Origin of the sequence: Williamsia sp. D3 (assembly GCF_000506245.1) — a bacterium.
Taxonomy (GTDB): domain Bacteria; phylum Actinomycetota; class Actinomycetes; order Mycobacteriales; family Mycobacteriaceae; genus Williamsia; species Williamsia muralis.
In genome coordinates this window covers 287,466-299,321 of the sequence record NZ_AYTE01000004.1, presented here as the reverse complement: position 1 = coordinate 299,321, position 11,856 = coordinate 287,466, and the positions used below count along the sequence as shown (strand labels likewise).

Annotated in this window: 9 protein-coding genes; 8 read left to right on the top strand and 1 reads right to left on the bottom strand. The window is 65.5% G+C overall.

Annotated features, from left to right (window positions below; translation table 11 throughout):
• Nucleotide 1 precedes the first annotated feature (1 nt).
• Entirely contained in the window at nt 2-760 is a 759-nt protein-coding gene (locus W823_RS35150) for an ABC transporter permease (RefSeq protein WP_023955160.1), read from the bottom strand.
• A 94-nt stretch (nt 761-854) separates the two neighbouring features.
• On the opposite strand from W823_RS35150, the gene W823_RS35145 reads away from it, so the two are divergent.
• From W823_RS35145 to W823_RS35110, 8 genes are all read left to right on the top strand, one after another.
• Nucleotides 855-1,781, top strand: coding sequence for an ABC transporter ATP-binding protein (locus tag W823_RS35145; RefSeq protein ID WP_023955158.1), 927 nt, complete (start codon nt 855-857; stop codon nt 1,779-1,781).
• Nucleotides 1,778-2,569 carry an ABC transporter permease gene (locus tag W823_RS35140; protein ID WP_023955156.1) on the top strand — a complete coding sequence of 264 codons (792 nt, stop codon included), beginning with the start codon at nt 1,778-1,780 and terminating at the stop codon, nt 2,567-2,569. The genes W823_RS35145 and W823_RS35140 overlap by 4 nt, the downstream gene beginning before the upstream one ends.
• 47 nt (nt 2,570-2,616) lie before the next feature.
• Nucleotides 2,617-2,913: a putative quinol monooxygenase gene (locus tag W823_RS35135; RefSeq protein WP_023955154.1), complete on the top strand. Its 297-nt coding sequence runs from the start codon at nt 2,617-2,619 to the stop codon at nt 2,911-2,913.
• 60 nt (nt 2,914-2,973) lie between these two features.
• Entirely contained in the window at nt 2,974-3,606 is a 633-nt protein-coding gene (locus W823_RS35130; protein ID WP_023955152.1) for a PaaI family thioesterase, read from the top strand.
• Nucleotides 3,607-3,631: 25 nt separating this feature from the next.
• On the top strand, nt 3,632-4,741 hold the full coding sequence (locus W823_RS35125; RefSeq protein WP_023955150.1) for a sensor histidine kinase: 1,110 nt from the start codon (nt 3,632-3,634) through the stop codon (nt 4,739-4,741).
• The gene (locus W823_RS35120; protein ID WP_023955148.1) at nt 4,738-5,349 is read left to right on the top strand and encodes a response regulator transcription factor; all 612 of its coding nucleotides are present in this window, start codon (nt 4,738-4,740) and stop codon (nt 5,347-5,349) included. Before W823_RS35125 ends, W823_RS35120 begins: the two co-directional genes overlap by 4 nt.
• A 308-nt stretch (nt 5,350-5,657) precedes the next feature.
• Nucleotides 5,658-10,244: a glutamate synthase large subunit gene (gene gltB / locus W823_RS35115; protein ID WP_023955146.1), complete on the top strand. Its 4,587-nt coding sequence runs from the start codon at nt 5,658-5,660 to the stop codon at nt 10,242-10,244.
• Nucleotides 10,237-11,703, top strand: a complete 1,467-nt coding sequence (locus tag W823_RS35110; RefSeq protein WP_023955144.1) for a glutamate synthase subunit beta — start codon at nt 10,237-10,239, stop codon at nt 11,701-11,703. The genes gltB and W823_RS35110 overlap by 8 nt, the downstream gene beginning before the upstream one ends.
• The last annotated feature ends 153 nt before the right edge of the window (nt 11,704-11,856 follow it).

The following is an 11,856-nucleotide window of genomic DNA, read 5'->3' as shown; positions in this document are numbered from 1 at the left end:
CTCACCGTCGTGCCACGAGCACACCCCGCGCGACCAGATCGGTGGTCGCCACCATCGCGCAGGAGCTCACCGCCAGGATGGAGATGAGGACGAAGAGCTGCATCACAGCGGCATCGGTGGTGGACGCACCACCCAGCACCATTCCCACGAACGCGCCGGGAATGGTGACCAACCCGACCGTCCGGGTCTGGTCGAGGGCGGGGATCAGGGCCGTGGACGCAGCGGTGCGACAGATCTCCATCCGCGCCTGGTGATTCGACAGCCCGAGCGACATCGCGGCCTCCACCTCACCGCGTCGCGACGTCAGTTCGTCGAGGGCGCGGCGACCAGTCAACGAGGTGGTGTTCATCGCGCCGCCGATCATGATGCCGGCGCTCGGTATCAGCGCGAGACCGGTTGCGGGTAGCACGCCCACGACAGTCAATGCGCTCACCACCACAACTGACGGTGCGGCGACCGGCAGCAGTAATCGGGCGGTCTCGGACACCGTCGGACGACGGCCGGTCACCCGGCCCGCCGCCGTCCAGGCGGCCACCAGAGCCATCAGCACCACGAATCCGGCGGACAACCAGATGTGGCGGACAAGCAGTCCCAGCACCACCGCCAGCAGGCCGAGCTGAACGGCCGCACGCACCGACGACCAGGCCACGGCGCGTTCGTGCCCGGTGCGGCCCAGATAAGTGACCGCGACCGCCACGACGGCCAGCAGCACCACAGCGACGGCCAGCGCCGGCCCGATTCGGACGACCGTGTCGGACAACGGGATCGACCTCCTGCCCAGATGACATCTGTCATGCCGATCTCGTGACATTAGCCGTGGGTGGCGGACCGCGGTGGCCCGCAGGCTGTAAACCATGAACACAACGGCGCTCGAACTGAGCGGATTGACAAAGACATTCGACTCGGCGGGCGGGCCTGTGCGCGCCGTGGACGGCATCGATCTCCGTATCGCGGCGGGCGAGATGGTCGCGTTTCTGGGGCCCAATGGCGCAGGCAAGACCACAACAATCGACATGATGCTGGGACTCTCGACACCTGACTCGGGAACGGTCAGCGTCTTCGGCCAGAACCCGGTGACGGCCGCCGGCGACGGACGGATTGCTGCGGTGCTGCAGACAGGCGGGTTGCTCCCCGACTTCACCGTCGCCGAGACCGTCCGCATCGTCGCAGGAACGTTCGGCGACGCTGCCGCTGCCGCGGAGGTCATCGAGCGCGCACAGCTGACCGGGATCGCGGACCGCAAGGTCTCGAAATGTTCTGGCGGCGAACAACAACGACTCAAGTTCGCGCTGGCCCTGTTGCCCGACCCAGACCTCATCGTGCTGGACGAACCGACGGCAGGCATGGACGTGGAGTCTCGACGATCCTTCTGGGCGACGATGCGTGCTGATGCCCGCCGGGGCCGCACCGTGGTGTTCGCCACGCATTACCTCGAGGAAGCGGATGCTTTCGCCGACCGCATCGTGATGGTGGCCAACGGGCGCATAGTCGCGGACGGTTCGGTTGCGAGTATTCGTGCGCAGGCCAGTGGACGCAGCGTCTCGGCGTTGATGTCGCCGAGCGATGTCGCCCGGACGCGGGCCGCGTTCGGAGATCTCGCCGAGGTCGGCGACCGGGGCGGACGGACCATTCTTCGCACTGACGAGTCAGATGACCTGGCGCGCTTCCTTCTCACGCAGACAGGTGCGCGCGAGGTCGAAATCGGCTCGCGGAACCTCGAAGACGCATTTGTCGCACTCACCTCGGACCACGACCGGACCCCCGAAAGGATCACCCTGTGACCACCCTGACCGACACTCACACCGCGTCGCCCCTCCGGGGCTTTACGACCACGTACATACGCCTCGACCTGCGGCGGGTCCTGCGCAACCGGCGGGCAATGATCTTCACCCTGGCCATCCCGACGCTGATGTACGTGATCTTTGGGGCCACCACCGACTACGGCAGCGGCCGGATCGGCAGTGCCGACACCGCGGCCTACGTCATGGTGCACATGGGAATCTATGGCGCGATCCTCGCGACAACCACCACCGCGGCCTCGGTGGCCTCCGAGCAGCAAGCCGGGTGGACGAGGACGCTGCGTATGACGCCGCTGACACCGCTGGGATACGTGATGTCGAAGGTGACGGTGGCCCTTGCGGTCGCGGCGATGCCCTTGGTCTTGCTCTCTGCGGTCGGCCTGGCCACCGGAGCCAGCGCACCGGCAGGCCAGTGGGTGTTGTGTGTGGTGCTGGGGTGGCTGGGCTCCGGGGTGTTCGCGGCATTCGGCCTGGCAGTCGGCAGCGCGCTTCGATCGGACGCGGCGACCCAGGTGCTCGGTGGCATGCTGACGTTGCTGGCGTTCGCGGGCAATCTCTTCGTCCCGCTCAAAGGTGCGATGCTGACGTTCTCGATGTTCACCCCGATGTTCGGCGTGAGCACGCTGGCGGGCTACCCGATGACCGGCGGCGACACCGTCTACGGCGAGCACATCTCGCTGTGGGTCTGTGTGCTGAACGTCGCGGTCTGGGCAGCTGTCTTCGGGTTCGCGGCAGTTCGCTGTTATCGGCGGAGCACTTCCCGCCGGTGAGTAGTTTGATCAGGACACCATCAGTGCACAGAAATTGGGAGACCACGATGTCGTTGACCGCTCTGCTCGAAGTGACCTTCAAGCCCGAAGCCCTGTCAGACGCCAAGGAGCTCATGACAAAGGTTCTTGCCGACACACGTGCGTTCGACGGGTGCGAGGGCGTCGAGGTGCTGGTCGACAGCGCTGATCCGAATCATTGGATGATCGTGGAGCGTTGGGAATCGGAGAAGCACGACGCTGCCTACCGCGAGTTCCGGGCAGGTCCGGGTGCCATCACCGAGCTCGGCCCGCTGCTCGCCGGCGCTCCCGGCCTGACGAAGTACGAGACCGACACCAGCGTGTAGCCCGCAGGCGGCGCCGATCGATGGTGGACATCGAAAACGGAAACGTGTTCTAGTTCTCCGATGGTGCAATTTCTGCAGGAAGATCTGAGCGACGACGAGATCGCGCGGTTGCGCGGGGTCTTCGAGCCGCTCGCGGTGGCGGTACGAGACCTCGTGGACGCGACGATCCGTACGACGGTCGACGAGGAGACCGTACGCACGGTTCAGTCGCAGATCGAGCAGGCCACCGCCCAGCTGAGGACCCAGCAGATCGACGGTTCCTACGGTGTCCGGATAACGCCCTCGGGGTTGTCGATGCCGTGGGGGAACGCCGTCGTCGGAGTCCGCAATGCGCTGGCGCCGCCCCTGAAGATCCACCACGACCGGGAGGGCGAGGCCTGGTCTGAGTTCCACCTCGGCGCCGCATATGAGGGTCCGCCGGGAATGGTGCATGGTGGCGTGTGCGCCTTGGTTCTCGACCACATACTGGGAGAGACCTCGAGCCACGGCAAGCGGACGAAGTTCACCGGCACCATCGAGATCAAGTACCTGCGGGCAACCCCGCTGGGTCCGGTACGCGCAGACGCGTGGATCGATCGGATCGAGGGCATCAAGACCTACGTCGTGGGCACCCTGTCCGACCAGGACGGTGTCACCGCCGAGGCACGTGGGGTGTTCATCGTCCCGAAGTGGGCTCGCGAGCCCGGTGAGTAGACGTATCGAGTAGAACGGGAGCGCGTTGTCCGCCATCTCCAGCCGGCTCACCGCATGGCGTGATCTGCGCTGGGCCTTCGCCGCTGTGTGGTTGCTCTTCCTCGCCTATCCCGTTCTGACCGTGAGCAAGTCGGACACCATGAGCACGGCGGAGCGGGTCTACACCCTGGTCCTGCTCGGCGGGTTCGCAGTCGGGTATCTCCTGACATGCGTCTACGTGCTGTTCGGGGCGTCCAGGCATTCGGACCGGAGACGGGCAGCGCCGGTGGCGTTCGTCGCGCTCGCCGTGGTGGCCGCGGCGACAACGGTCACGCTCGACCAAGAGGTGTTCGCGCTGGCCCCCTATCTGATGGCCGTCGCCGCACTGTCATTCGCACTACCGGTGTCGGTGGCCATCTTTGTGCTCCTCACCGGTTCCGCGGTGGTGATGCCGGAGATCGTCGACGGTTGGGAACTCGACACGGGCGTCGTGGTGATGCTGTTGGTCGTCGGCCCGACCGTGCTCGCGGTGAGGATCTTGCGCGCCCGCGAAGAGTTGCGTGAGGAGTCCGAAGCGGCGAAACGCAGCCTCGACGAGCAATTGGCCATCGTCGCCGAGCGAGAGCGCGTCGCCCGAGACGTCCACGACATCCTCGGGCATTCGCTGACGGTGATGACGGTCAAGTCCGAGCTCGCGGGGCGGTTGATGGACGTCGATCCGACGGCGGCGAGAGCCGAACTCGCCGACCTGCACCGCATTTCGCGCGAAGCCCTCGCCGAGGTCCGCACCACCGTGGGGGGTCTGCGATCGCCGGATCTGGCGACTGAACTGCGGGCCGCCGACACGGCCCTCACCGCCACTCGGATCGCTGCCGATCTACCTGCTGACGCCACCGTCGCCGCACCGGAGAACCGGGTGTTGTTCGCATGGGTACTGCGTGAGGCGATCACCAACGTCGTACGTCATTCCGGAGCGACGACCTGCCGGGTGCGCCTGCAGCCCAACGCGATCGACATCGTCGACGACGGCGTCGGGCTCGACGGCTCGGTGTCGGGCAACGGGCTCCGCGGCCTTCGTGAACGGGTCCAGGCCGCGGGCGGCACACTGACCCTCCGCGGCGACCACGGCACCGAACTGCGAGTGTTGGTTCCATGACCGAGATCCGGCTGCTGCTCGCGGACGATCAGGCGCTCGTGAGGGGTGCCCTGGCGGCCCTGCTCGACCTCGAATCCGACCTGCGGGTGGTCGCTCAGGTGGGGCGCGGAGACGAGGTCGTGGAACATGCACGCGACGCCGAGGTCGATGTCTGCCTGCTCGACATCGAGATGCCGGGGGCCGACGGCATCGAGGCGGCCGAAGCGCTGCGCCGTGAACTCCCGCACGTGCGCAGTCTGATCGTCACCACGTTCGGCCGACCCGGATATCTGCGCCGAGCGATCGAGGCGGGAGCTTCGGGGTTTGTCGTGAAGGACACACCGGCGGCCGAACTCGCCGATGCGGTGAGGAGGGTTCACGCCGGCCTCCGCGTGATCGACCCCACCCTGGCCACCGAGAGCCTCACCACCGGACAGAATCCGCTCACCGAGCGTGAGCAGGACGTCCTACGCAGTGCACTCGGCGGAGCGACCGTCGCGGTCATCGCCTCCCGGGTACATCTGTCCCCGGGCACGGTCCGCAACTACCTGTCGAGTGCGATCGGCAAGACAGGAGCGGGTACGCGGGCCGAAGCCGCTCAGATTGCCCAGCGACACGGATGGTTGTAACGCCTGTTCAGAGAGGGTTTGACGGTCATCTCGAAGACGTGGCACACTCGCGATTTCAATACGGCGCGGGTGGCGTGAGAAAATGATCTGATGCCTGAAGCAGGAGTGATCCTCCATGCGGTGGGCAAACACGATCCGCGGTCAGCAATGGCGCTGGCCTCGGTGCACGGAAATGCTGCTCAGCAGCGCTGTATGCGCAGGTGAGAGCGGTGCGGTGGTCCTGACAAGGGCTGCCACAACCCGTGCGCCGTAACCTACAGCTGAAACGGTGCGCTCGCACGGCGAACGCGATGTTAAGGGCGAAAAGTATGAAGCACGCTCCCGGCCCGATAGGGCTCTATGACCCGCAGAACGAGCACGACTCCTGCGGCGTTGCCTTTGTTGTCGACATGCATGGACGACGCAGTCGCGACATCGTCGACAAGGCCATCGCGGCCCTGGTGAACCTCGAACACCGAGGTGCAGCAGGAGCCGAGCCGAACACCGGTGACGGTGCCGGAATCATGATCCAGGTACCGGACAAGTTCTTCCGTGCCGTGGTCGATTTCGAGTTGCCACCGGAAGGCTCCTACGCCACCGGTATCGCGTTTCTCCCGCAGGGTTCCGGCGACGCCAAAACGGCTGTCGACGGTGTCGAGAAGATCGTGGAGGCCGAAGGTCTCACGGTTCTCGGCTGGCGTGACGTGCCCACCGACGAGAGCTCGCTCGGTGCGCTGGCCCGTGACGCGATGCCGACGTTCCGGCAGATCTTCATCGCCGGCGACAGCAGCGGCGAGGACCTCGAACGGCGTTCCTACGTGGTGCGCAAACGGGTCGAGACCGAGCTGGGCAACAAGGGCGCGGGCCAGGATGGCCCCGGACGCGAAACCGTGTACTTCCCCAGCCTTTCCGGCCGCACCTTCGTCTACAAGGGCATGCTCACCACCCCGCAGCTGCGCGGCTTCTACGTCGACCTGCAGGACGACCGGGTCGAGAGCGCGCTCGGACTGGTGCACTCCCGCTTCTCCACCAACACCTTCCCGAGTTGGCCGCTGGCCCACCCGTTCCGACGCGTCGCCCACAACGGCGAGATCAACACCGCCACCGGCAACGAGAACTGGATGCGGGCGCGCGAGGCGCTCATCGACACCAGCGTGTTCGGCGAGGGCACAGCGGAGAAGATCTTCCCGGTTGTCACCCAAGGCGCCTCGGACACCGCGCGTTTCGACGAAGTGCTCGAGCTCCTGCACCTCGGTGGCCGCAGCCTTCCGCACGCGGTCCTGATGATGATCCCCGAGGCGTGGGAACGCCACGAGTCGATGAAACCCGAACACCGGGCGTTCTACGAGTACCACTCCACGTTGATGGAGGCCTGGGACGGACCGGCGTCGGTGTGCTTCACCGACGGCACCGTGATCGGCGCGGTGCTCGACCGTAACGGCCTGCGCCCCAGCCGTATCTGGGTCACCAAGGACGGACTCGTCGTGATGGCGTCGGAGGTGGGTGTCCTCGACATCGACCATTCCGACGTGGTGCAGAAGTTGCGTCTGCAGCCGGGCCGGATGTTCTTGGTGGACACCGCAGCCGGCCGCATCGTCGACGACGCGGAGATCAAGGACGAGCTCGCCGCCGAACACCCGTACCAGCAGTGGCTGGACGAGGGCATGCTGCACCTCGACAAGCTGCCCGGACGGCCGCACACCCACATGCCACACGACCGGGTCCGGCTGCGCCAGCAGGTTTTCGGGTACACAACCGAAGAAGTGGACCTGCTGGTCTCACCGATGGCCACCACCGGTGCCGAGCCCATCGGCTCGATGGGCACCGACACCCCGCTCGCTGTCCTCTCGCAGCGCCCGCGCATGCTGTTCGACTACTTCCAGCAGATGTTCGCGCAGGTCACCAACCCGCCGCTGGACGCCATCCGTGAAGAGGTGGTCACCAGCATCGGCGTGAGCATCGGTCGTGAGGCCGACCTGCTGAACCCCGGGCCCGAGTCGTGCCGCCAGATCGTGCTGCCCCAGCCGATCCTGGACAACGACGACCTCGCCAAGCTCGTGCACCTCGGTGACAACGAGCAGTACGCCGACTACCGCAGTGTGCAGATCCGCGGTCTCTATCCGGTCGCCGAGGGCGGCGACGGCCTGCGCAAGGCGCTCGACAACGTGCGTACCCAGGTGTCCGAGGCAATCGCGGACGGCGTCCGACTGGTTGTCCTTTCCGACCGCGAATCGGACGAGACCCTGGCACCCATCCCGTCGCTGCTGCTGGTCTCCGCGGTGCACCACCACCTGGTGCGGGAGAAGACCCGCACCCAGGTCGGCCTGCTGGTGGAGGCCGGTGACGCCCGAGAGGTGCACCACATGGCCGCGCTCGTGGGCTTCGGTGCCGCGGCGATCAACCCCTACATGGCTTTCGAGACCATCGAAGACATGTCGGTGCGTGGCGCCCTGGGCGACCTCGACTACGAGACCGCGCGCAAGAACTACATCAAGGCCGCCGGCAAGGGTGTTCTCAAGGTGATGTCGAAGATGGGCATCTCGACTCTGGCGTCCTACACCGGTGCACAGCTCTTCCAGGTCATCGGCATCAATCAGGACACCGTCGACGAGTACTTCACCGGGTTGCGGTCGCACCTCGGTGGTATCGGCCTCGACGACATCGCTGCCGACGTCACCGCACGCCATCAACTGGCGTTCAATCACCGGCCCGAGGAGCGCGCACACCGCGAGCTCGAGGTCGGTGGCGAATACCAGTGGCGTCGCGAGGGCGAGTACCACCTGTTCAACCCCGACACGGTGTTCAAGCTGCAGCATTCCACCCGCACCGGGCAGTACTCGGTGTTCAAGGAATACACCAAGCTGATCGACGACCAGTCGAAGAAGATGGCGTCGCTGCGCGGGTTGTTCGAGTTCAACTTCGACGACCGCGACCCGATCCCCATCGACAAGGTCGAGCCTGCCAGCGAGATCGTCAAACGGTTCTCGACCGGCGCGATGAGCTTCGGCTCCATCTCGGCCGAGGCCCACGAGACCCTCGCGATCGCGATGAACCGACTGGGTGGGCGCTCGAACTCCGGTGAGGGCGGCGAGAATCCGAGCCGTTTCGAACCCGACGAGAACGGCGATTGGCGTCGTAGTGCCATCAAGCAGGTGGCCTCGGGCCGTTTCGGCGTGACCGCGCACTACCTCACCAACTGCACCGACATCCAGATCAAGATGGCGCAGGGCGCGAAGCCCGGTGAAGGTGGACAGCTCCCGCCGCACAAGGTGTACCCGTGGGTCGCCGAGGTGCGCGGCTCCACACCCGGCGTCGGCCTCATCTCGCCGCCGCCCCACCACGACATCTATTCGATCGAGGATCTCGCCCAGCTGATCCACGACCTGAAGAACGCGAATCCGTCGGCAAGGATTCACGTCAAACTTGTGTCGGAAGTGGGTGTCGGCACCGTCGCGGCAGGCGTCTCGAAGGCGCACGCGGACGTGGTGCTGATCTCCGGTCACGACGGTGGCACCGGCGCGACGCCGCTCACCTCGGTCAAGCACGCCGGTGGTCCCTGGGAACTCGGCCTGGCCGAGACCCAGCAGACGTTGTTGCTCAACGGCCTTCGCGACCGCATCGTGGTCCAGGTCGACGGCCAGCTCAAGACCGGCCGCGATGTGGTCGTGGCCGCACTGCTCGGTGGCGAGGAGTTCGGATTCGCAACTGCGCCGCTGGTCGTCTCGGGTTGCATCATGATGCGCGTCTGCCATCTCGACACCTGCCCGGTGGGCGTCGCGACCCAGAACCCCGTGCTGCGTGAGCGTTTCACCGGCAAGCCCGAGTTCGTCGAGAACTTCTTCATGTACATCGCCGAAGAAGTGCGCGAACTGCTGGCCCGCCTCGGCTTCCGCACCCTGCAGGAAGCCGTCGGCCAGGTGCAGATGCTCGACACCACGAAGGCTCTGCAGCATTGGAAGTCGGCCAAGGCAGGAAAGCTGGACCTGTCGGCGATCCTCACCCAGACCGATTCTCCGTTCATGAATCAGGACCTGTATTGCTCTGGCAGCCAGGACCATTCGCTGGACAAGGCGCTCGATCAACAGCTGATCACCCAGGCTCGGGCGGCGATCGATTCGGGTGAGCGCGTGTCGTTCACCTCGGAGATCGCCAACGTGAACCGCACCGTGGGCACCATGCTCGGGCACGAGATCACCAAGGCGTACGGTGCCAACGGCTTGCCCGACGGCACGGTCATCATCGATTTCCACGGCTCCGCCGGAAACAGCTTCGGTGCGTTTGTGCCCAAGGGTGTGACGCTGCGACTCAAGGGCGACGCCAACGACTTCGTGGGCAAGGGCCTCTCGGGTGGCCGGATCGTGATCGCTCCGGCGGACAACGCGCCGGAAGGCTTTGTCGCCGAAGAGAACATCATCGCCGGCAACGTGATCGGCTTCGGTGCAACCTCCGGTGAGATCCTGCTCCGGGGTGTGGTCGGCGAGCGTTTCTGCGTCCGCAACTCGGGCGTCACCGCTGTCGTCGAAGGCGTGGGTGACCACGGCTGCGAGTACATGACAGGTGGTCGCGTGGTCGTGCTCGGACCGACCGGCCGCAACTTCGCTGCCGGTATGTCCGGTGGTATCGCGTACGTCTACGACCCCGACGGCGTACTGGAGAGCAATCTCAACACCGAACTGGTGCAACCGGAGCCGCTCGAGGACGAAGACCTCGAGTTCCTGGAAGGCATCGTGAACAAGCACCGCAACGAAACCGGTTCGCCGGTGGCCGCTCGTATCCTCGAAGACTGGGAGAGCAACGTCGGCCGATTCGTAAAGGTGATGCCGCGCGATTACAAGCGAGTTCTGCTCGCTATCGCCTCAGCCGAGAAGGACGGGCGCAACGTGGACGAAGCAGTGATGGAGGCCGCACGTGGCTGACCAGAAGGGCTTTCTCAAGCATCCCGAACGTGAATTGCCGCAACGGCGGCCGGTCCCGCTGCGACTCATGGACTGGAAAGAGGTCTACGAGGACTTCGATCGCGACAAGCTTCGCGTGCAGGCCAGCCGATGCATGGACTGCGGGATCCCGTTCTGTCACAACGGTTGTCCTCTCGGAAACCTGATTCCCGAGTGGAACGACCTCGTGTACAAGGACCGTTGGGCAGACGGCATCGACCGTCTGCACGCCACCAACAACTTCCCGGAGTTCACCGGTCGGTTGTGCCCGGCCCCCTGTGAGGCGTCGTGCGTGCTTGGCATCAACCAGCCTGCCGTCACCATCAAGCAGGTCGAGGTCGAGCTCATCGACAACGCCTTCGATGAAGGCTGGGTCACGCCGGTGCTGCCGACCGAGAAGACCGGCAAGTCGGTTGCGATCGTCGGTTCAGGCCCTGCGGGTCTCGCTGCGGCGCAGCAGCTCACGCGCGCCGGCCACGACGTCACCGTCTTCGAGCGGGCCGATCGGATCGGTGGTCTGCTCCGCTACGGCATTCCCGAGTTCAAGATGGAGAAGCACCACATCGACCGCCGTCTGGACCAGATGGTCGCCGAGGGCACCCAGTTCCGTGCGGGTGTCAACGTCGGTGTTGACGTGACCGTCGAACAACTCAAGGCCGACTTCGACGCTGTGGTGCTGTGCAACGGCTCCACCAAGGGCCGCGACCTGCCGATCCCGGGCCGTGAACTCGATGGCATCCATCAGGCGATGGAGTTCCTGCCGTGGGCCAACCGGGTTCAAGAGGGCGACGACGTCGTCGACGGAGACGGCATGCCGCCGATCAACGCCAAGGGCAAGAAGGTGATCATCATCGGTGGTGGTGACACCGGCGCGGACTGCCTCGGTACGTCGCTGCGTCAGGGCGCCGAGATCGTCCACCAGTTCGAGATCATGCCGCGCCCGCCGGACGAGCGCGCCGACTCCACTCCGTGGCCGACGTACCCCCTGATGTACCGGGTGTCCTCGGCCCATGAAGAGGGCGGTGAACGCGTATTCTCGGTGAACACTGAGCAGTTCATCGGTGAAGACGGCAAGGTAACCGGTTTGCGTGCGCACGAAGTCGTGATGAACGCCGGCCGTTTCGAGAAAGTCGAAGGCAGTGACTTCGAGCTCGAGGCCGACCTCGTTCTGCTGGCCATGGGCTTCGTCGGACCCGAGCGCGAGGACTTCCTCGACAAGCTCGGCGTGGAGTACAACGAACGCGGAAACGTCAAGCGCGACGACAACTTTCAGTCGACGGTCCCCGGCGTGTTCGTGGCCGGCGATGCCGGTCGCGGTCAGTCGTTGATCGTGTGGGCGATCGCCGAAGGACGGTCCGCGGCTGCCGCTGCGGACAAGTTCCTCACCGGCGCCACCCTGCTCCCCGCACCCATCGTTCCCACCCTGGCACCGCAGCGCTGAAGGTGCGGGATCGCTCCCGACCTGTCAAGATGAATCGGAACACACCTGTGTTCTGATTGGCATCTCGCTGTGATCAGCAGTTTTGCTCGGGAGGAAAAGTTCATGCCGGTGGGCACTGTTCTTGGTTGGCGGCGACAGCGTGGACGCCGCACA

What these genes read in the sequence shown, in the direction of transcription:
- gltB (WP_023955146.1), top strand. Translation starts at nt 5,658, where the DNA reads ATGAAGCACGCTCCCGGCCCGATAGGGCTCTATGACCCGCAGAACGAG.
- W823_RS35135 (WP_023955154.1), top strand. Translation starts at nt 2,617, where the DNA reads ATGTCGTTGACCGCTCTGCTCGAAGTGACCTTCAAGCCCGAAGCCCTG.
- W823_RS35130 (WP_023955152.1), top strand. Translation starts at nt 2,974, where the DNA reads ATGGTGCAATTTCTGCAGGAAGATCTGAGCGACGACGAGATCGCGCGG.
- W823_RS35145 (WP_023955158.1), top strand. Translation starts at nt 855, where the DNA reads ATGAACACAACGGCGCTCGAACTGAGCGGATTGACAAAGACATTCGAC.
- W823_RS35120 (WP_023955148.1), top strand. Translation starts at nt 4,738, where the DNA reads ATGACCGAGATCCGGCTGCTGCTCGCGGACGATCAGGCGCTCGTGAGG.